General features: G+C 73.1%; 23 protein-coding genes and 2 pseudogenes. 8 read left to right on the forward strand and 17 right to left on the reverse strand.

Going from position 1 to position 23,134, the window contains the following annotated elements:
- Nucleotides 1–272, reverse strand: a pseudogene (locus tag AB0447_RS24855) (2-isopropylmalate synthase); the annotation flags it as partial.
- 379 nt (nucleotides 273–651) lie between these two features.
- Here AB0447_RS24855 and AB0447_RS24860 point away from each other — a divergent pair.
- The 5 genes from AB0447_RS24860 to AB0447_RS24880 all read left to right on the forward strand — a co-directional run bounded on the left by AB0447_RS24860 (nucleotide 652) and on the right by AB0447_RS24880 (nucleotide 5,020).
- A complete protein-coding gene (locus tag AB0447_RS24860; RefSeq protein WP_366478956.1) occupies nucleotides 652–1,857 on the forward strand; it encodes a transposase in 1,206 nt (401 codons plus the stop codon).
- A 107-nt stretch (nucleotides 1,858–1,964) separates the two neighbouring features.
- Nucleotides 1,965–3,035 (forward strand): M4 family metallopeptidase, encoded by a 1,071-nt coding sequence (locus AB0447_RS24865; RefSeq protein ID WP_366478957.1) that lies wholly within the window; start codon nucleotides 1,965–1,967, stop codon nucleotides 3,033–3,035.
- A gap of 18 nt (nucleotides 3,036–3,053) precedes the next feature.
- Complete coding sequence (locus AB0447_RS24870; protein WP_366478958.1) at nucleotides 3,054–3,329, forward strand: protealysin inhibitor emfourin; 276 nt, start codon at nucleotides 3,054–3,056, stop codon at nucleotides 3,327–3,329.
- 63 nt (nucleotides 3,330–3,392) lie between these two features.
- Nucleotides 3,393–4,205 carry a GNAT family N-acetyltransferase gene (locus AB0447_RS24875; RefSeq protein WP_366478959.1) on the forward strand — a complete coding sequence of 271 codons (813 nt, stop codon included), beginning with the start codon at nucleotides 3,393–3,395 and terminating at the stop codon, nucleotides 4,203–4,205.
- A 113-nt stretch (nucleotides 4,206–4,318) separates the two neighbouring features.
- Nucleotides 4,319–5,020, forward strand: a complete 702-nt coding sequence (locus tag AB0447_RS24880) for a class I SAM-dependent methyltransferase (RefSeq protein WP_366478960.1) — start codon at nucleotides 4,319–4,321, stop codon at nucleotides 5,018–5,020.
- A 46-nt stretch (nucleotides 5,021–5,066) separates the two neighbouring features.
- On the opposite strand, the gene AB0447_RS24885 is transcribed toward AB0447_RS24880, so the two are convergent.
- The 5 genes and pseudogenes from AB0447_RS24885 to AB0447_RS24905 all read right to left on the reverse strand — a co-directional run bounded on the left by AB0447_RS24885 (nucleotide 5,067) and on the right by AB0447_RS24905 (nucleotide 10,250).
- Nucleotides 5,067–5,639 carry a hypothetical protein gene (locus tag AB0447_RS24885; RefSeq protein ID WP_366478961.1) on the reverse strand — a complete coding sequence of 191 codons (573 nt, stop codon included), beginning with the start codon at nucleotides 5,637–5,639 and terminating at the stop codon, nucleotides 5,067–5,069.
- A 185-nt stretch (nucleotides 5,640–5,824) separates the two neighbouring features.
- Nucleotides 5,825–6,766 carry a GTPase Era gene (era, locus tag AB0447_RS24890; RefSeq protein ID WP_366479025.1) on the reverse strand — a complete coding sequence of 314 codons (942 nt, stop codon included), beginning with the start codon at nucleotides 6,764–6,766 and terminating at the stop codon, nucleotides 5,825–5,827.
- Nucleotides 6,767–7,273: 507 nt separating this feature from the next.
- Nucleotides 7,274–7,666 (reverse strand): annotated as a pseudogene (locus AB0447_RS24895) (DUF916 domain-containing protein); the annotation flags it as partial.
- A gap of 92 nt (nucleotides 7,667–7,758) precedes the next feature.
- Entirely contained in the window at nucleotides 7,759–9,048 is a 1,290-nt protein-coding gene (locus AB0447_RS24900) for a beta-xylosidase (protein ID WP_366479026.1), read from the reverse strand.
- Nucleotides 9,049–9,200: 152 nt separating this feature from the next.
- A complete protein-coding gene (locus AB0447_RS24905; protein WP_366478962.1) occupies nucleotides 9,201–10,250 on the reverse strand; it encodes a helix-turn-helix domain-containing protein in 1,050 nt (349 codons plus the stop codon).
- A 70-nt stretch (nucleotides 10,251–10,320) separates the two neighbouring features.
- Here AB0447_RS24905 and AB0447_RS24910 point away from each other — a divergent pair, with 70 nt between their 5' ends.
- Complete coding sequence (locus AB0447_RS24910; protein WP_366478963.1) at nucleotides 10,321–11,667, forward strand: MFS transporter; 1,347 nt, start codon at nucleotides 10,321–10,323, stop codon at nucleotides 11,665–11,667.
- Between the two features lie 125 nt (nucleotides 11,668–11,792).
- Here the strand turns inward: AB0447_RS24910 and AB0447_RS24915 are convergent, their stop codons facing one another.
- The 7 genes from AB0447_RS24915 to AB0447_RS24945 form a co-directional block, all read right to left on the reverse strand.
- On the reverse strand, nucleotides 11,793–12,146 hold the full coding sequence (locus AB0447_RS24915; protein WP_366478965.1) for a cytidine deaminase: 354 nt from the start codon (nucleotides 12,144–12,146) through the stop codon (nucleotides 11,793–11,795).
- Nucleotides 12,147–12,206: 60 nt separating this feature from the next.
- Complete coding sequence (locus tag AB0447_RS24920) at nucleotides 12,207–12,869, reverse strand: hypothetical protein (protein ID WP_366478966.1); 663 nt, start codon at nucleotides 12,867–12,869, stop codon at nucleotides 12,207–12,209.
- Nucleotides 12,870–12,958: 89 nt separating this feature from the next.
- The gene (locus AB0447_RS24925) at nucleotides 12,959–13,312 is read right to left on the reverse strand and encodes an MmcQ/YjbR family DNA-binding protein (protein WP_366478967.1); all 354 of its coding nucleotides are present in this window, start codon (nucleotides 13,310–13,312) and stop codon (nucleotides 12,959–12,961) included.
- Nucleotides 13,309–14,613 (reverse strand): hemolysin family protein, encoded by a 1,305-nt coding sequence (locus AB0447_RS24930; RefSeq protein WP_366478968.1) that lies wholly within the window; start codon nucleotides 14,611–14,613, stop codon nucleotides 13,309–13,311. Before AB0447_RS24930 ends, AB0447_RS24925 begins: the two co-directional genes overlap by 4 nt.
- On the reverse strand, nucleotides 14,610–15,107 hold the full coding sequence (gene ybeY, locus AB0447_RS24935) for an rRNA maturation RNase YbeY (protein ID WP_366478969.1): 498 nt from the start codon (nucleotides 15,105–15,107) through the stop codon (nucleotides 14,610–14,612). Before ybeY ends, AB0447_RS24930 begins: the two co-directional genes overlap by 4 nt.
- Before the next feature lie 14 nt (nucleotides 15,108–15,121).
- A complete protein-coding gene (locus AB0447_RS24940; protein ID WP_366478970.1) occupies nucleotides 15,122–16,138 on the reverse strand; it encodes a PhoH family protein in 1,017 nt (338 codons plus the stop codon).
- A 300-nt stretch (nucleotides 16,139–16,438) separates the two neighbouring features.
- On the reverse strand, nucleotides 16,439–17,575 hold the full coding sequence (locus AB0447_RS24945) for a PfkB family carbohydrate kinase (RefSeq protein ID WP_366478971.1): 1,137 nt from the start codon (nucleotides 17,573–17,575) through the stop codon (nucleotides 16,439–16,441).
- 266 nt (nucleotides 17,576–17,841) lie between these two features.
- Here AB0447_RS24945 and AB0447_RS24950 point away from each other — a divergent pair, with 266 nt between their 5' ends.
- Nucleotides 17,842–19,185: an MFS transporter gene (locus tag AB0447_RS24950; protein WP_366479027.1), complete on the forward strand. Its 1,344-nt coding sequence runs from the start codon at nucleotides 17,842–17,844 to the stop codon at nucleotides 19,183–19,185.
- A 10-nt stretch (nucleotides 19,186–19,195) separates the two neighbouring features.
- A complete protein-coding gene (locus AB0447_RS24955; protein WP_366478972.1) occupies nucleotides 19,196–19,942 on the forward strand; it encodes a hypothetical protein in 747 nt (248 codons plus the stop codon).
- Between the two features lies 1 nt (nucleotide 19,943).
- Here the strand turns inward: AB0447_RS24955 and AB0447_RS24960 are convergent, their stop codons facing one another.
- From AB0447_RS24960 to AB0447_RS24975, 4 genes are all read right to left on the reverse strand, one after another.
- Nucleotides 19,944–20,849 (reverse strand): ribonuclease Z, encoded by a 906-nt coding sequence (locus AB0447_RS24960; protein WP_366478973.1) that lies wholly within the window; start codon nucleotides 20,847–20,849, stop codon nucleotides 19,944–19,946.
- 2 nt (nucleotides 20,850–20,851) lie between these two features.
- On the reverse strand, nucleotides 20,852–21,211 hold the full coding sequence (locus tag AB0447_RS24965) for a histidine triad nucleotide-binding protein (protein WP_366478974.1): 360 nt from the start codon (nucleotides 21,209–21,211) through the stop codon (nucleotides 20,852–20,854).
- A gap of 71 nt (nucleotides 21,212–21,282) precedes the next feature.
- Entirely contained in the window at nucleotides 21,283–22,026 is a 744-nt protein-coding gene (locus AB0447_RS24970; protein WP_366478975.1) for a 16S rRNA (uracil(1498)-N(3))-methyltransferase, read from the reverse strand.
- Entirely contained in the window at nucleotides 22,023–23,129 is a 1,107-nt protein-coding gene (locus AB0447_RS24975; RefSeq protein WP_366478976.1) for a nitronate monooxygenase, read from the reverse strand. Before AB0447_RS24975 ends, AB0447_RS24970 begins: the two co-directional genes overlap by 4 nt.
- Nucleotides 23,130–23,134: the final 5 nt, after the last annotated feature.

Raw genomic sequence — 23,134 nt, forward strand, 5'->3', positions numbered from 1 at the left:
TCGATCTCCTTGTAACCCATGCGCACCAGCAGGTCGAACATCTCCCGCTTCCGGGCGGGCGTCATGGGGTCGATCAGCGACTGGTTGCCGTCCCGAAGATCAGTGGACAGCCAACGCGGAGCCTTGGTGATACGAGCGTCCGGCCAGGTGCGGTCCGGGATGTCGACCTGCTCGTACTCGCCGTACTTGTGGATCGGCATGCCGGAGGGCTGCTGGGTGTGGGTCGCGTTGGTGATGGGCGTGGGGCGACCGGCAAAGCTGTGCTGGCTCATGGCGTAGGGCTCCTCGCGTGTCCGCGTGTAGTTCGCTGGAACGGCCGACAGGTCGTAAATCCGCAACACCAGACTCCGCGGGGAGGGGGTCGGCCTACGACTACAGGCCCTCGCCGCGGCAGCTAAGGAGAAGCAGCCCGAAACGCATGATGAGCGGCAGCCTAGCCGAGCCGCACCGGGGGCGCGTGGCTGTTTCAGTATGCAAGACCACCTAGTCCGTTTTGCCTCAATTGTGAACTAAGCCTCGTTCGCCGCGGAGAGGTCGGTTCCATCAGCCAAGGCCCCCCGGATCCGTACGTACGATCCCCTGATAGCCGGTCCTGGTGACGGACACGCGATCGCTCTCCGACCAGACGTACGGCCCGCTAGCTTCGCAGTCATGAAGCTGGTGATGCAGGTCAGGCTGTTGCCGACGCCCGCCCAGGCGTCGGCGCTGGAGAGGACCATTCAGGCCTGCAACGAGGCAGCTTCATGGGCGGCCGAAGTCGCATGCGCCAAGGAGGTGTACCGGAATTTCGACCTGCGTAGGCACACCTACGCGGAAGTGAAGGCCCGGTGGGGGCTGGGCGCGCAGGCCGCGCAGCACGTGATCAAGAAGGCGGCTGACGCATGCACCTCCATGCGGGCGAAACTGCGCGCCGGGCGTCGCCGCGGATCGGATTCGAGAGGCCGCCTCCAGGCCTCGGGTAAGCCGCCGACCTTCCGATCCGACGCGGCCCAGCCGTACGACGACCGCATGCTGTCGTGGCAGATAGAAGCACGCACCGTCTCGATTTGGACGACAAGCGGGCGCCTCAAGGGCGTGAGCATTGCGGCCGGCGTCGAGCAGTTCGCCACCCTGGCCAGTCACCGCCAAGGCGAGTCCGACCTCCTCTACCGGGATGGCGGCTGGTACCTGCTCGCGCCCTGCGAGGTGCCCGAGGCGGTGCTGAACGCCGAGCCCGCGGATTTCCTGGGCGTGGACCTGGGGATCGTGAACATCGCCACCACCAGTGACGGCCAGATCATGGCCGGACGGCGGCTCAACCGACTGCGCCGCCGCGATCGCGCGCTGCGCGGCAAGCTCCAACGAAAGGGCACCAAATCCGCCAAGCGGCGGGCCCGGCGTCGGCGACGTAAGGAGTCTCGGCGGAGCCGGGACATCAATCACAAGATCGCGAAACACATCGTGGCCGAGGCTGAACGCACCGGGCGCGGAATCGGTTTGGAAGATCTGACCGGCATCCGTGAACGGGTACGGCTGAGGAAGCCCCAACGGGTCACGCTCCATTCCTGGGCCTTCGCCCAGCTCGGAGAGTTCATCGCCTACAAGGCCCGCCGGGCAGGCGTGCCGGTGGTGCACGTCGATCCGGCGTACACCTCCCTCACCTGCTCCCGGTGCGGGCACGTGGACAAGGCCAACCGGGCCTCGCAAGCCCGCTTCGCGTGCCGGTCCTGCGGATTCGTTGATCACGCAGACCGCAACGGCTCCCGCAACATCCGCGCACGCGCGCAGATGCTGTGGCGAAGCGGGGCCCCGTCACCGGCCCCCGCCGTCCCGCACCAGCGCGACGGCCGGACGCGGGCGGTGCGCCACAGCCAGTGATGCGCCGTAACGCAAGCCCGTCGCCCGGCGACCGGCATGTGACACAACCGAATGAATCATGGTTGCAGCTAGTGACAATGCCGTACCTCGGTGTCACATTGCCGGGCATGGATGTCTCCCGATTTAACCGCCACCCGGTCTTCTGCACCATCGTGCCGCCCCACCTGCTCGACAAGATCGCGCTGTCCGAGGACACCCGGCGCGCCGACATCGCGCAGCGCACCCTCGAGCACGACTCCCTCCAGCGCACCCGGCGCCGGGTCACCACCCTGCGCGGGATCGCGCCCGCGCTGGCCGCGCGCGTGTCCGAACAGCCCGAGCGGACCATCTACGACGCCCAGCACAAGACCCGGCTGCCCGGCACCAAGGTGCGTGGGGAGGGGACCGAGCCGGGGCAGGACGCGACGGTCAACCGGGCCTACGCGGGGCTCGGGGCGACCTTCGACCTCTTCCTGAAGGCGTTCGGGCGCCACTCGATCGACGACGCCGGGCTGCCGCTCGACGCCACCGTCCACTACGGCGTGGAGTACAACAACGCGTTCTGGGACGGCCGGCAGATGGTCTTCGGCGACGGCGACGGGGACCTGTTCCTCGACTTCACCGTGTCCGTCGACATCATCGGCCACGAGCTGGCCCACGGGGTCACCCAGTACACGGCCAACCTGGAGTACTACAAGCAGGCCGGCGCGCTCAACGAGTCCATGTCGGACGTCTTCGGCTCCCTGATCAAGCAGTACGGCCTGGACCAGACCGCCGACCAGGCGGACTGGCTGATCGGGGCAGGACTGCTCGGCCCGGACGTGACCGGGGTCGCGCTGCGCTCGATGAAGGCGCCGGGCACCGCGTACGACGACGACGAGCTGGGCAAGGACCCGCAGCCGGCGACGATGGACGACTACGTCGAGACCAGCCGGGACAACGGCGGGGTGCACATCAACTCGGGCATCCCGAACCGCGCCTTCTACCTGCTGGCCACCGAGCTCGGCGGCAAGGCCTGGGAGCGGGCCGGGCAGATCTGGTACGACACCCTCACCGGCGGCGAGCTGGGCACCAAGGCGAAGTTCGCGGACTTCGCGCGGCTGTCCGTGGCCGCGGCGGCCGCCAGGTTCGGGGACGGCGGCGCGGAGCACCAGGCGGTGCTGAAGGCATGGTCCGAGGTGGGTGTGCCCGCCGAGTAGAGCAGGTAGACAGATCCCATGCGGATTCACGTGGTGCGGACGGGCGGCTTCGCGGGCATCGAGCGGCAGGCCGAGGTCGATACGTCGGGCCGGCCCGACGCGGAGGTGTGGCAGGCCCTGGCCGAGCGGGCACTGGCGCCGGACCGCTCGGGTGCGCCCGGCGGGCGGGCCGTCGTACCGGACGGCTTCAGTTACGTCATCACGGTGGACGGCCGGACCGTCAGGTGCGCGGATCCGCACCTGACGGACGCCCAGCGGGAGCTGATCAGCCGGGTCCTCAAGGAGGGCGCCTGAGCGAGGCAACGCAGCGAGGATAAACGAGGTGCCTGAGCTGGGCATCTTTGTTTGGATCGTCCGGTGACGATTCTTGATGACCTTGAGCGGTACTACGACACCGTCCCCCGGCTGGGCGGAGCGCGGGCCGAGGACTTCGGCCCGCTGACCTTGTTCGTCCAGGAGGGCGGCGGCTGGCCGTACTACGCGCGGCCCACTCTTGCGGGTGCCGGTGACGGCGCCGAGGTGACGGCGGAGGCGGTCCGGCGGGTCCGCGAGCGGCAGCGGGAGCTGGGCGTGCCGGAGGCCTTCGAGTGGGTGGCCGAAACCAGCCCCTCGCTGCGGGCCGCCGCGGAGGCGGCGGGACTGGACGTGCACGCGCATCCGCTGATGGTGCTGGCGACGGATGCCGAGCCGCCGGCCCCGCATCCGGAGGTGCGGCTGGTGGGCGCCGACGACCCGCTGCTGCCCGCCGCGGTGACGGTGCCGAAGCTGGCGTTCGGGGCGCCGGGCACGGCCCTCGGCGAGGCCGGCCCGGCGGAGCTGGCACAGGCGCTGGCGGATCCGGGAACGGCGGACCGGGCGGCGCACGTGTCGGCGAGGCTCGGCTCCGGGCGCAGCGGGATGGCGGCGGCCGTCCGGGACGGGGTGGTGCTGGCCTCGGGCATGCACAACCCGGTCGGCGGGGTCGCCGAGGTCGTTGCGGTGGGCACGCTGCCGGCGGCGCGCCGCCAGGGCCTGGCGCTGGGTGTGACGGCGGCCCTGGTCGCGGACGCGCGGGCGCGGGGCGCGGACCTTGTCTTCCTGTCGGCGGGCGACGAGGACGTGGCCCGTATCTACGGTCGGGCGGGTTTCCGGCGCGTGGGTACGGCCCTGATCGCGGAACCGGCGGCGTAGGACCCTTCCCGCAGCGGGAGTTTTTTGCCGGAACAGCAAGGTTCTTTGCCCCGGGATGGCGGGCGGGCGCAGCATCGGCGGTATCGACGACCTGCGACCGGAAGAGGCATCCGATGACGGCACAGCCGCACGAGAACGAGCACGAGCGCCGGCACGAGCAGCACCGGCATCAGCACGGGCACTTCCCCGCCCCGGAGTCCTCCGGTGCGGAGTTCTGGGACGACCGCTACCGGGAGAGCGACCGGATCTGGAGCGGCAACCCCAATGCCGCCCTGGTCCGGGAGGTCGAGGGGCTGGCCCCGGGCCGGGCCCTCGACCTCGGCTGCGGTGAGGGCGCCGACGCGGTGTGGCTGGCCCGGCGGGGGTGGCGGGTCACCGGCACCGACATCTCCGGGGTGGCCCTGGCCCGGGCGGCCGAACACGCCGCCGAGGCCGGGGTCGCCGACCGCGTCGACCTCCAGCGGCACGACCTGGGCGAGTCCTTCCCGGCCGGGGAGTTCGACCTAATCTCCGCCTGCTACCTGCACTCCCACGGGGACATGCCCCGGGAGCGGATCCTGCGGACCGCGGCGGCGGCCGTGGCGCCCGGCGGGACCCTGCTGGTGGTCGGCCACGGCGGCTGGGCCCCCTGGGAGGAGAACCCGCACCCGGGCATCCACTTCCCCACACCCGCGGAGGTGGTGGCGCAGCTGGAGCTGCCGGAGGGCCGGTGGGAGGTGCTGCGGTGCGAGGAGCACGAGCGCACCCAGACGGCGCCGGACGGCCGGCCCGGCATGCGCACGGACAACACGGTCAAGGTCCGCCGGCTCCGCTGAGCACCGCCCGGGTGTTTCGCCCCCTCCCGGCCACTGTGCCGCTGCCTCAGTTCTGCCTGTCGGTCCCGGTTTGGCAGAAGCGTTCGAAGCCGAAGTCCTGGCCTGCGAGGTAGCCCTTTTCGTAGTTCGGGTCGAGGCCTGTGAGTCCGGGCTTGGGGGGTGTCTTCCGGCAGTCGTCCCGCGCGTCGTTCCGGCCGTCTTGGAAGCCCTGCCGGTACTGGGTACGGGCTTCCTCCTGCTCTTGCTTGGGGTCCTTCTCCGGAGGCGCGCCGACCAGCCTGCAAGGTACCTGCACATTGGTGCCGGTGGCGGTGACCTTGACGGTTGCCGCGTCGTTGGGTTCGCCCGGAGAGGTGTGACGGAAGGCACCCGCCGCGTCGGTCTTCACCACCACACCGCTGCCGGCGCCTGAGTCCGGGGAAAGGCGTACCTCGCTGTTTGCGGGGAATGCCGCTCCGTCGAAGTGAATGACGCTCGAATTCGCATCGAACATCGGCGTAACGGTGCAGGTGGCTGCGGGCGGGGCTGCGACGGCTGCGGATACGGGCAGCAGTACGGAGGCGCCGATGACGGCCGACGACAGCAGCGTGGAGGCTATGAACGGGAGAGGCGGCTTCATGGTGATTCCCAAGAAGGCGGGGGAGGGGGACGCAAGTTGCGGCCGATCCTGACAGGGGCCGTTCGCAGCCCGCCCGGCCGCGCAAGCGCGAAGCGAGGATCATCGCATCGGGCATCCGCTTCCCATCATCTCTCCCCCTGGCCACAACGTCGACACGGCAGGGTCGGCCCGACCCCCCAAGGGGGTCAGAAGCCGAGCTTGCGGAGCTGCTTGGGGTCGCGCTGCCAGTCCTTGGCGACCTTCACGTGCAGGTCCAGGAAGACCGGCGTGCCGAGCAGCGCCTCGATGTGCTTGCGCGACTTCATGCCGACCTCCTTCAGGCGCGAGCCCTTCGGGCCGATGATGATGCCCTTCTGGCTGGGCCGCTCGATGTAGACGTTCGCGTGGATGTCCAGCAGCGGCTTGTCCTTGGGGCGGTTCTCCCGGGGGATCATCTCCTCCACCACGACCGCGATGGAGTGCGGGAGTTCGTCCCGGACGCCTTCCAGCGCGGCCTCCCGGATGAGCTCGGCGACCATCACCATCTCGGGCTCGTCGGTGAGGTCGCCCTCCGGGTACAGGGGCGGGCTCTCCGGGAGCAGCGGGGCGATCAGGTCGGCCAGCAGCTGGACCTGGCTGTCGCCGACCGCGGAGACGGGCACGATCTCGGCCCATTCGAAGCCGAGCTCCTGGCCGAGCTGCTGGATGGCGATCAGCTGCTCGGCCAGCGCCTTGGAATCCACCAGGTCGGTCTTGGTCACGATGGCGATCTTGGGGGTCTTCTTGATCCCCGCGAGTTCCTTCGCGATGAACTTGTCGCCGGGGCCGAGCTTCTGGTCGGCGGGCAGGCAGAAGCCGATGACGTCGACCTCGGCCCAGGTGGTGCGGACGACGTCGTTCAGCCGCTCGCCGAGCAGGGTGCGCGGCTTGTGCAGGCCGGGCGTGTCGACGAGGACGAGCTGGGCGTCCGGGCGGTGCACGATGCCGCGGACGGTGTGCCGGGTGGTCTGCGGCCGGTTGGAGGTGATCGCGACCTTCGTGCCCACCAGTGCGTTGGTCAGGGTCGACTTGCCCGCGTTGGGGCGGCCGACGAAGCAGGCGAAGCCCGCACGGTGCGGGGCGGTGGGCTCGGGGGAACGATCGCTCATACGGGCCATTCTCCCCGATGCGGCTGCCCTCGCCGACCAGGCGGCTGCCGGGAGGGCGAGGAGCCCGGCGAGGGCGGTGGTCAGGTGGGGGTGGGCGGCGTACGCGGTGGTGGCGTGGGCGGCCGTGCCGGGGGCGGTGGCGCGGACGGTGATCTCGGCCCAGTCGAGGGGCGGCGGGCCGGTCCAGGACTCGGTGAGGCGGACCCGCTGGCCGGGGAGCAGTTCGGCGGGCAGGCCGGTGAGGGTGCGGCGGAGCAGGCTGCGGCCGAGGGTGCCGGAGGCGGTGAGGGCGGCCCGGGGGCGGAGGGTGACGTTGCCGAGGTTGTGCAGGGTGTACGTGATCTCCGCGCGGCCGGCGTCGCTGCGTACGCCGAGTTCCTCGACGGCCAGGGCGGGGGCGGTGGGTCCGGAGACGCGGAGGTGGACGCGGGCCGCGACGGCCTGCTGGACGCCGAGGCCCTGCGGGCTGCCGTGGATCCGCTCCTCCAGGGCGACGACGGCGCCGGGGTGGTCTCCGGGTTCGGCCTGTTCGGGGACGGTGAGGGTGAAGGGCACGTCGGTGGCGGACCGGGCGGGGACGGTGACCCGGTCCCGGGCGAGGCGGAGCCAGGCTCCGGTGGCCCGGCGGGGTTCGTCGGGGCCGCGGACGGCGAAGCCGCCGTCGCGTGCGGTGTTGTGGGCGTCCGCGGCGTACAGGCGGAAGGTGCGGGGGCTGTCGGTCCGGTTGGTCAGGGTCACGGTGTCGGTGACGGTGCCGCCGGGGGTGGTGGCGAGGTAGAAGTAGGGCCGCTGGCCGACCTTGGTGACGGCGGGCAGGACGGCCCACTGGCCGTTGTCGGCGGCCGCGGCCGTCGCGGCGGGGCCGAGGAGTACGGCGGCCAGCGCGGCGAGGGCGACCATCGCGGCGAGGGCGGCCGGCGCAGCGAGGGCGGCCAGCGCGAGGGCGGTCGCCCTGCGGGCGGTCCTCCCCCGGTACAGCGGCTGCCCGCGGTTCACGACAGGGTGAGGGTCAGCAGGGCCGTGTAGGCGCCGGGCGGTGCGTAGGGCGGGACCTGGAGGGTGACTCCGGCGTCCACCGTGAAGGTGCCGCCCACGAGGTCGGCGTCGGGGGTGGAGGCCAGCACGGCGCCGTCGGGACCGACCGGGCCGGCGCTGCCGGGGGCGCAGGTGCTGGGGCTGCCGGGGGTGGTGGTGCAGGTGGGGGTCCAGCTGAGGGAGGCGCCGGGGATGCGGGTGCCGCCGGGTCCGGCGAAGTCGGTGACCTTGCCGACCAGGGACCAACCGGCGGGGCCGCCACGGGCGTCCTTGACGGTGACGGTGCTGAGCTTGCCGGGCGCCCCGCCGCCTTCGCCGTACGGGACGGCGCCGAGGGCGGTCTCCGTACCGGCCTGGGTCATGGAGAGGGTGCCGGGTTCGACGGTGGCGGTGACCTTCTGGGTGCCGGGCGGCGGCGGGGCCGGGGCGATCACGGTGTAGGCCGCCGGTCCGGAGCCCTTGGCCGCGGTCCAGGCCGGGCCCTCGTAGCCGACGACGGCGGTCGTGGCCGGGTCGGTGACGGGGAGTTCGGCGGTGAGCCGGCCGTGGGCGTCCGCGGTGGCGGTGGCCCGGTCGGCGGTCCGGGAGGCGCCGGCGCGGCCGGCGAGGGTGACGGGGGCGCCGGGGGTGAACCCGGCCGCGGTCACCTTGACGGTGGCGCCCGGTGTGCCGTGGGCCGTGCCGAGGGCGAGGTACCGCAGGTTGGCGGTGGGCAGCGGGGTGGCGGTGAGGCGCCCGGAGACCGGGGCGGTCCCGGCCGGGGTGCAGGGGGTGCCGAGTTCGGTGAGGTGGCCGGTGTGCAGGGAGTAGCCGCCGGGGGCGAGGGTGGTCTCGCCGGGGGCGGTGACCGTGAAGGTGCCGGTCATCAGGAAGGCGCCGAGGGTGGTGCCGGGCGGGACCGGGCTGTTGCGCCGGGCGCCGACCACGGTGACCTCGCCGGTCTGGGCGCCGGCCAGCCGGACGGTGCCGGTGGGGGTGAGGGTGTCGGCCGGGAGCTCGGCGGCGAGCGGGTTCACGGCGGGGGTGCGGGTCACCCGGTAGGTGACGGTGACGGTGTCGCCGACCTGTGGTGCGGGGTTGTCGACGGTGATCTCGGCGGTGGTGGGGCCGTCGGCGGGCGGCAGCCCGGCCTCCTGCGGGGGGACGCACTGGGTGGGGAACTCGACCCGGCCCGGGGCGGGCCGGGCCGGTGGGTCGGCGGCCGCGGGGGCGCTCAGGGCGCCGCTCGCGGCGGCGAGGACGGCCATTCCCACGGCCGCCGGCCAACTCCTTCTGCGCGCCGCTCTGCCCACTGCCCGCCCACCCCCCGGGGTCCGCCGGTCGCCTCTGGGCGCCATTCACGAGCGGGCGGCGGCAGAAGTCAATGCACGGGTCCGGCATTGACTGATGGGCCATCAGGTCATGGCAGGGTCGGCCTCGGCCCGGCCCGGTTGCCGTCCCCCGTGAGCGCGGTGGTGGGGGCGGGGCCGGTGAGCGGCTCGCCGCCGGCCCGGAAGGTGCGCCGGTACGCGGTCGGGCTGACGCCCAGGGCCGCCTGAACGTGTTTGCGGAGGGACTGGGCGGTGCCGAAACCCGTCCGGTGGGCGACCTGGTCCATCGACAGCCCGGTGGTCTCCAGCAGGTGGCGGGCCCGGTCCACCCGCTGCATGACGATCCACTCGCCGGGGCTGACCCCGCACTCCTCGCGGAACCGGCGGGTGAAGGTCCGTACGGACATGGCCTCCTGGCGGGCCATGTCGGCCAGCCGCAGCGGCTCGTGCAGCCGCTCCAGCACCCAGGTGCGGGCCGCGGTGGTGCTGGCCAGCTGCGGCTGGGGCACCGGGCGTTCGATGAACTGGCTCTGCCCGCCGTCCCGGTGCGGCGGTACGACGGTCAGTCGGGCCACCTCGTTGGCCACCGCCGCGCCGTGGTCGCGGCGGACGATGTGCAGGCAGAGGTCGATGCCGGCCGCCACCCCGGCGGAGGTCAGCACGTCCCCGTCGTCGGTGTACAGCACGTCGGCGTCGACCCGGACGGCCGGGAAGAGCCGCTGGAAGTGCTCGGCCGAGGCCCAGTGGGTGGTGGCGCGGCGGCCGTCCAGATATCCGGCGGCGGCCAGCACGTAGCCGCCGGTGCAGATGGCGACGAGCCGGGTGCCGGGCCGGATGTGGGCGAGGGCGGCGGCCAGCTTCGCGGAGAGCCTGCCCTCCTCGTGGGCCGGCCCGAGCTCGTACGAGGCGGGGACGACCACGGTGTCGGCGGTGGCCAGCAGCTCCGGCCCGTGCTCGACCTGGACGGTGAAGTCCGCGTCGGTGCGGACCGGGCCGGGGGCCAGCCCGCAGGTGAGGATCTCGTACAGCGGCCGGCCGGCCGGATCCTTGGCCCGGCCGAAGATCCGGTGCGGAATCCCCAGCTCGAAGGGCAGCAGCCCGGCGAGCGCCAGCACGACAACCCGATGCGGCACGGTCATGGCCCGATCATACCGAACCCTGTCGGTCAGGCCACTGGAGCGGAGGGCGGGCCGGCCCGAGGCTTACCGCGTGACACAGACAGAACCTGCCTCCGCCTCAGCCTCGGCCTCGGCCTCCGCGCCCGACTCCGGCCGGCCGGCGCCCAAGCACACCCCGCGCACGCCCCGCGTCCACCGCGCCTGGTTCGTCGCGGCGGTGTCCTTCGTGACGATCATCGGGGCGGCCGCCTTCTCCTCGCTGCCCGGTCTGCTCATCGAGCCGCTGCACGAGGATTTCCGCTGGTCGCGCGGCACCATCGGCTTCGCCGTCTCGGTCAACCTCGCGCTCTACGGGCTGACCGCGCCGTTCGCCGCCGCCCTGATGGACCGCTTCGGCATCCGCAAGGTGGTGGCCTGCGCGCTGACGGTGATCGCCGGGGGCTCGGTCGCGACGGTGTGGATGACCGCGCCGTGGCAACTGGTCCTGTTCTGGGGCGTGCTGGTCGGCCTGGGCAGCGGCTCCATGGCGCTGGCCTTCGCGGCCACCGTCACCAACCGCTGGTTCACCGCCCGGCGCGGCCTGGTCACCGGCATCCTGACCGCGGCCGGCGCCTCCGGTCAGCTGATCTTCCTGCCGCTGCTGTCCTGGCTGGTGGAACACCACGGCTGGCGGCCGGCCGCGGTCACCGTCTCCCTCACCGCGCTGGCCGTCGTCCCCTTCGTGTGGCTGCTGCTCCGCGACCATCCGGCGGACGTGGGAGTCGCCCCGTACGGGGGCACGTACGCGGAGAAGCCCGCGCCGGTCCCGGGTGCGGCGCGGCGCGCGGTGACGGTCCTCTTCCGGGCGGCCCGGACCGGCCCGTTCTGGCTGCTGGCCGGCACCTTCGCGATCTGCGGCGCGTCCACGAACGGCCTGGTCAGGACGCACTTCGTGCCGGCCGCGCACGACCACGGGATGCCGGTCACGGCGGCCGCCGGACTGCTCGCCGTCATCGGGGTCTTCGATGTGATCGGCACGATCGCCTCGGGCTGGTTCACCGACCGCTTCGAGGCCCGCCGCCTGCTGGCCGTCTACTACGCGCTGCGCGGTGTCTCGCTGCTGTTCCTGCCGATGCTGCTGGCGCCGTCCGTGCACCCGCCGATGGTGTTCTTCATCATCTTCTACGGCCTGGACTGGGTCGCCACCGTCCCGCCGACGATCGCGCTGTGCCGCGAGCACTACGGCGAGGACAGCGCGATCGTGTTCGGCTGGGTGCTGGCCTCGCACCAGGTGGGTGCGGCCGTCGTGGCCTTCCTCGGCGGGATGGCCCGCGACACCTTCGGCTCGTACGACGTCGTCTGGTACGCGTCGGGCGCGCTGTGCGCGATGGCGGCGCTGATGGCGATGGTGATCCGCCGCCGCCCCGCAGTGCCTACGCCGGCGCCTGCGTCCGCGTAGGTTGCGGGACATGACGGACCATCCGCAGGTCCGGACGGCGCGGAGCTGCCCGCAGGGCTTGTCCTGCGGGCGCGCATCGCGACGTTCCTGCTACGAGCGCGGCCCCGCCCCGCGGGACCGACCGGTCAGCCCGCCGGGGTCGTCGACTTCAGGGCGCCGTCCGGGCCGGCCAGCAGCACCGGGGTGTCCGGGCCGCCCAGGTCGCGGACGGCCGCGCGGTCGGCCTCGGCGGGCGCCTCGGCGGCGCTGACCACGGCGGCGGCCTCCAGCGACTGCGCCCCGCTGGCCACGGCCATGGCGACGGCGGTCTGCAGCGCGCTGAGCTTCAGCGAGTCGAGCTCCACGGTGCCGGCGACATAGGTCCGCCCGGTCTCGTCCCGGACGGCGGCACCCTCGGGCACGCCGTTGCGGGCCCGGGCGCTGCGCGCCAGCGTGATGATCTTGCTGTCCTCGGGGTCGAGCGCTGTGGTGTCGGTCATGGTCGAAAGCATAGGGAGCGCCCCGACGGTGCCGTGCAACGACCCCGTTCCGCCGCGCGCCTAGGGGGCCTGAGCCGTCAGCTTCTTCACGACCAGGCTGGTGAACGCCTCGAATCCCTTGGCGTCCGGCCGGTCGCCGACGGAGGAACTGCCGGAGGTGGCGATCAGACCGCCCCGGCGGACGAGCACCACGTTCACGTGCCGCGACATGTCGGAGTCGAGCGCGGCGTCCACGGAGAAGCCGTAGCTGCCGTCCCCCGCCGATGGGGCCGCGAGCGGTTGGGCGCGCGAGGGCAACGGCGGCTCGGCGCCGCCGTCCGCCTCCGCGGTGACGGAGTACGCGCCGCATGCGCGCACGGCGTTCTCGACGTCCTTCAGGAACCCGGCCGCGCCCGCCTCGCCGAGTTCGAACACGCTCGTCTCGTAGCTCGCCCCAGCGGCATTCGCGAAGGAGGCGACCGCGGCGCCCCCTTCGAGCTGCGCCGGCCGGCCGGCTTCCGTCAGGTCCACCAGCACCTGGCACTCCGGCTTGTCGGCCGGTGAGGATCCGTTCTGTGTCGGTGACGTGCTCGCGGTCCAGCCCTCGGGCAGATCCGCCTCGATGAGGACGGCCTTCGCCGGCGTGGGCGGCGCCGACGGGTCGGCGGGGCCGCCGCCGCACGCGGTGAGGAGTATCGACGTCGTCAGGGCGGCGGTCGTCACACGGGCGGTACGGACGTACACGGGCACTCCGGGGATGTCGCGTTGTGTGCGGGGCCGCGACAGGATAAGTGCGCCTCGGCGGGGGCGGAAACCTCCGCCACCAAGGCGCCCTACGGGCGGTCGAGCCGCAGCCGCTCCGCCCGGGGCAGGCCCGCGACCACCAGGTCGTACGAGTCCTCGATCAGCTCCCGCACCATCCGGTCGGGGAGCCCGCCCACCGTCACCGTGTTCCAGTGCCGCTTGTTCAGGTGCCAGCCGGGCACGATCGCCGGGTGCGCGGCCCGGAGCTCGACGGCGAGTTCCGGGTCGCATTTGAGGCTGACCTTCAGCGGCGCGGCGTCCAGCGCGGAGAGCGCGAACACCTTGCCCAGCACCTTGAAGACCGAGGTCTCCGGGTTGAACGGGAACTCCTCCACCACCGCGTTGAAGCCCAGGCAGAAGGTCCGCAGTTGCGCCGGGGTCATCCGATGGAGTCCTCGTCGGCCTCGGTGGGCGGCACCGGCTCCGCCAGCACCGTCACGATCTTGTTCCGGCGGCCGGCCGGGGACTCCGCGGTCAGCCGCAGCGAGCGACCGTCCGGCAGTTCGACCACGGCCGATGCCCCGGCGATCGGCACCCGGCCGAGCGCCTTGGCCAGCAGGCCGCCGACCGTCTCCACGTCCTCGTCGTCGAAGGAGTCCAGGCCGAACAGCTCGCCGAGGTCGGTGATGTCGAGGCGGGCCGTGACCCGGTAGCGGTCCTCGCCGAGGTCTTCCACCGGCGGGAGTTCGCGGTCGTACTCGTCGGTGATCTCGCCGACGATCTCCTCCAGGATGTCCTCGATGGTGACGATCCCGGCGGTGCCCCCGTACTCGTCGATGACCACCGCGACGTGGTTGCGGACCTGCTGCATCTCCCGCAGCAGGTCACCGGCGTTCTTCGTGTCGGGCACGAACACCGCCGGCCGCATCGCCGTGGAGACCAGGTCGGCCTCGGCGTCCCGGTTGATGTGGGTCTTGCGGACCAGGTCCTTCAGGTAGACGATCCCGACGATGTCGTCCTCGTTCTCGCCGGTCACCGGGATCCGCGAGAAGCCCGAGCGCAGCGCCAGCGTGGTGGCCTGACGGACCGTCTTGTACCGCTCGATGCAGACCAGGTCGGTGCGGGGCACCATCACCTCGCGCACCAGGGTGTCGCCGAGCTCGAAGACCTGGTGCACCATCCGGCGCTCGTCGTCCTCGATCAGCGACTCCTTCTCCGCCAGGTCCACCATCGCCCGCAGCTCGGCCTCGGAGGCGAAGGGCCCCTTGCGGAAGCCCTTCCCGGGGGTGAGCGCGTTGCCGATGAGGATCAGCAGCTGCGGGATCGGGCCCATGATCTGGGCCAGCGGTACGAGGACGTACGCGGCGGCCGTCGCGGTGTTCAGCGGGTGCTGGCGGCCGATCGTACGGGGCGACACCCCGACGGCGACGAAGGAGACCAGCACCATCACGCCGATGGCGACGAGCAGCGCGGTCCAGTTCTCGCCGAAGTGGTCGAGGCAGACGTAGGTGACGAGCACCCCGGCGGCCATCTCGCAGGTGACCCGGACCAGCAGCGCCACATTGAGGTACCGGGTGGTGTCGGCGGCGACCTCGGCCAGTTTGGCGCTGCCGCGCCGGCCCTCCCGTACGGCCTGTTCGGCGCGGAAGCTGGAGACCCGGGCGATGCCCGCCTCGGCGCAGGCCGCCAGCCAGGCGACCATGACCAGCAGGACCGCGCCGGTGATCAGCTGGGTGGCGGTCACGACACGGTGGGCGCGGGCGACGGGCCGGTCAGACCGCGCTCGCTCCGCCAGCCGTCCACGATGGCCGCCTGGAGCCCGAACATCTCGGCCTTCTCGTCGGGCTCCTCGTGGTCGTAGCCGAGCAGGTGCAGCACTCCGTGGACGGTCAGGAGCTGGAGCTCCTCGTCCATGGAGTGCTGCGTCGGGGCTTCCTCGCCCTGCCGCTTGGCGACTTCGGGGCAGAGCACGATGTCACCGAGGAGCCCCTGCGGGGGCTCCTCGTCGTCCTTGGCCGGCGGGCGGAGTTCGTCCATCGGGAAGGACATGACGTCCGTCGGGCCGGGCAGGTCCATCCACTGGATGTGGAGCTGCTCCATCGCGTCCTCGTCGATGACGATGACGGAGAGCTCCGAGAGCGGGTGGATCCGCATCCGGGTGAGCGCGTAGCGGGCGATGTCGAGGATCGCCTGCTCGTCGACCTCGGTTCCGGACTCGTTGTTGACGTCGATCGACATGGTGCGCTGTTGCTCTACTTCCCGTTTCGGCTGTCGTACTGCTCGTACGCGTCGACGATACGGCCGACGAGCTTGTGCCGGACGACATCCTGCGACGTGAGCAGCGAGAAGTGCACGTCCTCGACCCCTTCGAGGATCTCCCGGACCTGCTTGAGGCCCGACTTGGTACCGCCGGGCAGGTCGATCTGGGTCACGTCACCGGTGATGACGATCTTCGAATCGAAGCCGAGGCGGGTGAGGAACATCTTCATCTGCTCGGGATTCGTGTTCTGCGCCTCGTCGAGGATGATGAAGGCGTCGTTGAGGGTCCGGCCGCGCATGTAGGCGAGCGGGGCGACCTCGATCGTGCCGGCCGCCATCAGGCGCGGGATCGAATCCGGGTCGAGCATGTCGTGCAGCGCGTCGTACAGCGGGCGCAGGTACGGGTCGATCTTCTCGTAGAGGGTGCCCGGCAGGAAGCCGAGCCGCTCGCCCGCCTCGACGGCGGGCCGGGTCAGGATGATCCGGCTGATCTGCTTGGACTGCAGGGCCTGGACCGCCTTGGCCATGGCGAGGTAGGTCTTGCCGGTACCGGCGGGACCGATGCCGAAGACGATCGTGTGCTTGTCGATCGCGTCGACGTAGCGCTTCTGGTTGAGGGTCTTGGGGCGGATGGTGCGGCCGCGGTTGGAGAGGATGTTCTGGGTGAGCACCTCGGCCGGGGTTTCGGCCGGTCCGTTGCCGTTCTCGCTCGCCTGGAGCATGGCGATCGATCGTTCCACTGCGTCCTCCGTCATCGGCTGCCCGGTGCGGAGCACCAGCATCATCTCGTCGAACAGGCGCTGGATCAGGGCGACTTCCGCCGCGTCGCCGACCGCGCTGACCTGGTTGCCCCGAACGTGGATGTCGGCCTTCGGGAACGCATTCTCGATCACGCGCAACAGGGCGTCACCCGAGCCGAGCACCGTCACCATCGGGTGCTTGGCGGGAACGGTGAAGTGGGCTCGTGCCTGCCCCGGCGCGGGGGTCTGGGCTGTGGGTGTCTGAGTCATGGGCCGGCTCTGTGGCCTGCACATACCTCCCGTTGAGAGGTCTCGCCGATCGACAACCTCTGGAATACCAAGCGTACGACGCCGCAGGAGGTAGCCCGAGGGGTTTTCCGGCACGGCTCGGCGGGCCGCCGCGGCCCCGGGCTCGGGCCTCGGGTGCGGGCCCCGGGCTCGGGCCTCGGGCTCGGGCCCGGGGCTCGGGCTCCGGCAGGCGCTCGGGTACAGGCCTTGGCAGGCGCCCGGGTGCGGGCCTCGGGTGCCGGCTTGGGCACCGGCCTCGGGTACCGGCCTCGGGTGCCGGCCTCAGGCGGGGTGCCGGAAGCCGATCGTCGGGACCGCGCGGCGGCGGGCGGAGGCCGCGGGCGGGGCCGCCGGGTCCTCGTGCTGCGGGCCCAGCAGCTCCTCCAGGAACCCGAACCGGGCCGGCCGCTCCCCCTGGGAGCGCCACCAGTGGGCGACCTCCTCCCAGCCCGGCGCGGAGAGCGAGCCGCCGAACTCCTGCACCGACAGCGCGGCCGTCAGCCCCGCGAAGGCCAGCCGGTCGGACAGCGGCCAGCCGGCCAGGGTGCCGGTCACGAAGCCCGCCACGAAGACGTCCCCGGCGCCCGTCGGGTCGAGGGCGTCCACCGCGATGCCGGGCACCTCCGCGGTCTCCCCGGTCCGGCTGTCCACCGCGTACGAGCCTTCGGCGCCCATGGTCACCACCGCGACCGGCACCCGCTCGGCCAGCGCCCTGGCCGCCGCCCGCGGGCAGTCGGTCCCGGTGTACCGCATCGCCTCGCCCGCGTTCGGCAGGAACGCCTCGCAGTGCTCCAGGTCCGCCAGCGCGCCCAGGTCCCAGCGGCCGCTCTCGTCCCAGCCGACGTCGGCGAACACCCGGGCACCGCGGCAGGCCGCCTCGGCCACCCAGGCCTCCCGGCGGCCCGGGGCGAGCGAGGCCACCGCCGCGCGGGCCCGCGGCGGGCAGTCCGGGAAGGGCCCGGTGCCGGCCGGGGGCGGGGGCGGGGCCTCGTGGCCGTGCGAGACCATCGTGCGCTCCCCCTCGTACGCCATGGAGACGGTCACCGGGCTGTGCCAGCCGGCGATCGTCCGGGACATCGACAGGTCGATGCCCTCGCCCTGCTCCAGTGCGTCCCAGCAGTACTCGCCGTAGTGGTCGTCGCCGAACGCGGCCGCGAGGGAGGTGCGCAGCCCCAGCCGGGCCAGCGCGGTGGCCATGTTGGCGACACCGCCGGGGCTGGAGCCCATCCCCCGCGCCCAGGACTCGGTGCCCCGGACCGGGGCCGAGTCGAGGCCGGTGAAGATGATGTCGAGGAAGACCGCGCCGGTCAGGAAGACGTCGCAGCCGGGGTCCTGCGGCGCGCGGAGTGCACCCAGCGGGTCCACCCCGGCGGTGCGCGGGGTGGTGTGCGATCCGTTTCTGCTGGTCCGGCCGGTCATCGGGTACTCCCCCTTTTGAGTGGAAAGCTGGCAGCTATGCCCGCCCGGCGGCGGCGCAAAACCAAGTGTGTCCCACATCACGACGGGGCCGCCCTTCTCCTCGGCTCGCGGCGCTTGATACATATGGGCCCCGCTCGTCCTGCGGTCCCCTCGCGACACCTCGCGCCACCCCCGCACCACCTGGAACCACCGTGTCCGACCGGACCCCCGCGCCCTCGTCCGGGCCCTCTCCCGCGCCCTCGTCCGGGCCCTCCCCGGCCTGGCCCCTGGTGGCCCTGTTCACGGCCGGGTACCTCGCCCCGTACCTGCTTCCCACCGTCGTCGGACGGCTCGACGCCGGGCTGCCCCTCAGCCCCGCCCAGGCCGGCCTGATCGGCTCGGCGCTGCTGCTCGGATCGGCCGCCGCCGGATTCACCCTGGCCTCCCGCATCCCGCGGTACGGGCCCCGCCCGCCGGCCCGGCTCGGGCTGCTGCTCGCCCTCGTCGGCTACGGGACGGCGGCGGCGACCCCGCTGCTGCCGGTGGTGGTGGCGGGCGCGGTGGTCGGCGGGTTCGGCTCCGGGACGGCCACCGCCGTCGCCGCGTCGGGGATCGCCGCGCAGCGGGACCCGCACCGGACCTCCGCTCTGGGCCTGTTGTCGGTGTCGGCGACGGCCGGAGTCCTCTACCTGACGCTGCCCCGGCTGGGCGGCGGGCACGGGCTGCCGTTCGCGGCCATCGCGCTGGTCGCCCTGCTGGCGTGGCCGGCGACGGGTCGGCTGGCCGCCCCGCCGGCCGCCGCGGTCTCCCCCGGCCTGCCCGCCGGCCCGCCCACCGCTCTGCCCGCCGGCCGGCTGCCGTACCCGCGGGCCGGGGCGCTGCTCGCGTGCTCCCTGCTGCTGTGGTCCATGGCCCAGAACGCGCTGTGGGGCGTCAGCGGCCGCATCGGCCTGCACCAGGCCGGGCTCGGCGAGATCGCCCTGGGGGCGGTCTTCGCGGCCGCGCTGGGTGCCGGCCTGCTCGGGGTCGCGGCCGCATCGGCGCTGGGGTCCCGGCTCGGGCGTGCCGTGCCGATCGGCGCGGGCACCGTGCTGATCGCCTGCTGCGTGGTGCTGTCGGCCTCCGCCCGTACCCCGGTGTCCTTCGCGGTCGGCGAGATCCTCTGGAACGCCGTCTACCCGGTGGTCCTCTCGTACGTGATCGGGCTCGCGGCCGCCTTGGACCCGCGGGGCCGCTGGGCGGTCCTGGCAGGCTCGGCCTCCTCGCTCGGGGTGGCCTGCGGCCCGGTGACCGGCAGCCTGCTCGCCGAGGGTGCGGGGTTCGCGGGCATGGGCCTGGTGCTGGGCGGGCTGCTGCTGGCGGTGGCGCTGCCGATGACCGCGGTCGCCCTGCGGGTCTCCGGCCGCCCGCTGATCCCGGGCTCGGTCCGCCGCCGCGGCGGCGCCCCGGCGGCGGTACTGGCGGCGGGCGCGGGGGCGCCCTCGGGTGCCGTTCCGCGGATGGGGGCAGCGGAGCTGGAGATCGCCCCGGTGGCGCTGGCGCCCGTACGCCGGCCGGTGCGCAGGATCCTGCTGCTGTCCCCGGCGGCCCGCCGGGCCAGGGAGAAGTCCCGCGCGAGCCATTCCGTGTGATCATCCGCCAATGACGAGGGTGGGGGCGGAGATCAACGGAACCGCAGGACGACACAGGGCCCTGGCCGGGCTGGCCGCGCTGACCGCGTGGGCGGCACTGACCGGGTGCGGGCCCGCGGAAGCGGGCCCCTCCGGGGCGGCCGGGCCTGACGTGAACTCCCCGGCGGCGGCACCCGCGCCGAGCGGGACACCGGCGGCGGCTCCGGAACCGACCGGGACACCGCCCGCGGCCGGGCCTCCCGAGGAGCAGCTCGCCCTGGCGATGCTGCCGGACGCGGCGACGCTACCGGGCTGGGCGGCCCCGCTGCCGCCGTCCGCCGCGAGCCCGGACGGCGAGCACTCCCCGATGTTCGAACGCACGTACCGGGAGGCGGAGGGCTGGTGCGAGGGCATGCGGGCGACCGCCCTCGTCAACCGCGTGAAGCGGCCCGAGGCGCGGATCTCCTTCTTCGTCATCTCCTACCGGGACGAGAAGTCCGCAGAAGCCGCGTACGAGCGCGCCTGGAAGGTCCAGCGCACCGCGGCGGGCCCCACGCCCGCGCCGGCCCGGCTCGGCAGGACCGGCGACCGGCTGGACGCGGTACGCGGCGAGGGACGGCCGGGCTGGGACAGCACGGCCGTGCAGATCCGGGCCGGCCGGGCGCTGCTCCAGATCAGCGCGGAGGCCGACCCGAAGACACCGCTGAGCGACCGGCAGATGACCGAGCTGGCGGCCCACTTCGCCGAGCGGGCCCGCCGGGCCCAGGGCCTGCGCTGACTCAGCCCCGCTTCGGGAGCGGGACGCGCAGCAGGTCCGCCGCGATGGTGAGGTCGCCCTCGAACCCGGCCCGGCGGGCCTGGCGTTCGAACTCGTCGGGGTCCGTGTAGCGCTGCGAGAAGTGGGTCAGCACCAGGTGCCGGACCCCCGCGTCGCGGGCGGCCCGGGCCGCCTGGCCCGCCGTCAGGTGGCCGTGCTCCACGGCCAGGTGCTCGTCCTCGTCGAGGAAGGTGGACTCGATCACCAGCATGTCGCAGCCCTCGGCGAGCGCGGCCACCCCCGCGCAGAGCCGGGTGTCCATGACGAAGGCGAAGCTCTGACCGGGCCGGTGTTCGCTGACCTGGTCGAGGGTGACGCCGTTCAGCTCGCCCTCGCGCTGGATCCGGCCGACGTCCGGGCCCTTGATGCCGTACCGGGCGAGGAGTTCGGGCAGTATCCGGCGGCCGTCCGGCTCGGTGAGCCGGTAGCCGAAGGACTCCACCGGGTGGGAGAGCCTGCGGGCCTCGAGGGTGTACGAGGGCCCGGCCGCCAGCACCCCGTCCGCGGCCACCGGCGCCTCGTCGATCACGACGGTCTCCCGGTACGCGGTGGCGTACCGGAGCCGGTCGAAGAACCTCTGCCCGGAAGCCGGGAAGTGCGCGCTGACCGGGTGCGGGACCCGGTCGAGGTTGATCCGCTGGATCACCCCGGCGAGGCCGAGGCTGTGGTCACCGTGGAAGTGGGTGACGCAGATCCGGTTGATGTCGTGTGCGGCCACCCCGGCCCGCAGCATCTGGCGCTGGGTGCCCTCGCCCGGGTCGAAGAGGATGCCCTCCCCGTCCCAGCGCAGCAGGTACCCGTTGTGGTTGCGGTGCCGGGTGGGCACCTGGCTGGCGGTGCCGAGGACGACGAACTCGCGTGCGGACATGACTACCCGGGGGGCCAGGCGAGGCCGCGGCCGCCGAGGACGTGCGCATGGGCGTGCCATACGGTCTGGCCGGCGCCGGACCCGGTGTTGAAGACGATCCGGTAGCCGTGGTCGTCGATCTTCTCGTCGGCGGCCACCTGGCCGGCCTCGCGCAACACGTCCACCAGGGCGTCCGGGGCTTCGGCGGCCAGCGTGGCGGCGTCCGGGTAGTGCACCTTGGGGATCACTAGCACATGGCTGGGTGCCTGCGGGTTGATGTCGCGGAACGCGACCGTGGTGTCCGTCTCGCGCACGATCGTCGCCGGGATGTCACCCGTGACGATCTTGCAGAACAGGCAGTCCGCCTGCGGTTCCCCGGCCATGGCCGTCGCCTCCCGTGATCGTGATCGTGATCCTGATCGCTACGCGTCGGGACTGATCGTATCCGGCCCGCTCACGACCAGCGGCCGGTGCGGGCCAGCAGCACCGCCACCGCGGCCGTGCCCGCCGTCGAGGTGCGCAGCACCGAGCGGCCCAGCCGGTACGGCAGCGCGCCCGCCTCCGCGAAGACGGCCAGCTCCTCCGGGGAGACGCCGCCCTCCGGGCCGACCACGACCACGATGGAGCCCGAGGCGGGGAGTTCGGCGGTGGCCAGGGCCGCGGAGGCGGTGTCCCGGTCCTCGTGCAGCACCATCGCCAGATCGGCCTCCGCCAGCAGCTGGGCGACCTGCTTGGTGGACAGGGCCTCCGCCACCTCGGGGAAGCGGACCCGGCGGGACTGCTTGCCGGCTTCCCGGGCGGTGGACCGCCACTTGGCCAGGGACTTGGCGCCCCGGTCGCCGCGCCACTGGGTGATGCAGCGGGAGGCCTGCCAGGGCACGATCGCGTCCACGCCGGTCTCGGTCATGGTCTCGACGGCCAGTTCGCCGCGGTCGCCCTTGGGGAGGGCCTGGACCACGGTGATCCTGACCGGCGGCGCCGGTTCCTCCGACACCTCGGACACGGTGACGACCAGGCGGTCCTTGCCCTCGGCCGCCTCGACCACACAGTCCGCCCAGCCGCCCCGGCCGTCCGTCAGGACCACCGCCTCGCCCGGGTTGAGCCGCTTCACCGACACCGCGTGCCGGCCTTCCGGCCCGTCCAGGACGAACTGCGGCCCCTTGGGGACCTCTTCGACCACGAATACCGGGGCCGTCATGATGCACTCCTGTTGTCTTGGTCCTGCGCGTGTCGCATGCTCCGCAACCCGCTCTGCGCCTCGGCCAGTTCGGCCGCCAGCACTTCCACCAGCCGCCCGGCCGGCAGCGACCGCGCCAGCCGGTGGCCCTGGCCCGCCCACAGGGCCATGCCCTGCGGGTCTCCGGCCGCGGCCGCCGCCTTGCGCAGCCCCGAGGTCAGGTGGTGGACCTGGGGGTAGGCGGCCGGCGCGTACGGGCCGTGCTCCCGCATGAAGCGGTTGACCAGGCCCCGGGCCGGGCGGCCGGAGAAGGCCCGGGTGAGTTCCGTACGGACGAACAACGGGTCGGTCAGCGCCTTCTTGTGCAGCGCGTGCGCCCCGGACTCCGGGCAGGCCAGGAAGGCGGTGCCGAGCTGCGCGGCATCCGCCCCCGCCGCGAGCACCCCCGCGATCTGCGAGCCGCGCATCAGCCCGCCCGCCGCGACGATGGGCAGCGCCACCGCCTCCCGTACCTGGCCGACCAGGGCGAGCAGGCCCACGCCGGTGAAGTCGGCCTCCGGGTCGTCGCGGTGGGTGCCCTGGTGGCCGCCGGCCTCGATGCCCTGGACGCAGAGCGCGTCGGCCCCGGCCGCCTGCGCGGCGCGGGCCTCGTCGACGGAGGTGACGGTGACCAGGGTGAAGGTGCCGGCCTTGCGGAGGCGGGTGAGGGCGTCCGGCGCGGGACAGCCGAAGGTGAAGGAGACGACCGGAACCGGGTCCTCGACGAGAATGGCCAGTTTTGCGTCATAGCCGTCGTCGCCGGTGCCAACGATGTCATCTTCGGCGAGGGAGACCTCGTACCAGCCGGCTTCGCCCGCGAGCTGTCCCCGGTAGGCCTCGACGGCGGCCGGGTCCACCTGCGCGGTCTGCGGCATGAAGAGGTTGACGCCGAACGGTCGCCGGGTGAGGCCGCGGACCAGTTTGATCTCCTGGTACATGCCGTCGGCGGTCTTGTAGCCGCCGGCCAGGAAACCGAGACCGCCCGCCTCGGACACGGCGGCGACGAGCGGCGGACAGGAGCCTCCGCCCGCCATGGGAGCCTGCACGATCGGGTATTGGCAGAGACCGTTCACCGCGGAGGACATGACCT

The sequence above is a fragment of the Streptomyces sp. NPDC051211 genome (genome assembly GCF_040689505.1).
Lineage (GTDB): Bacteria > Actinomycetota > Actinomycetes > Streptomycetales > Streptomycetaceae > Streptomyces.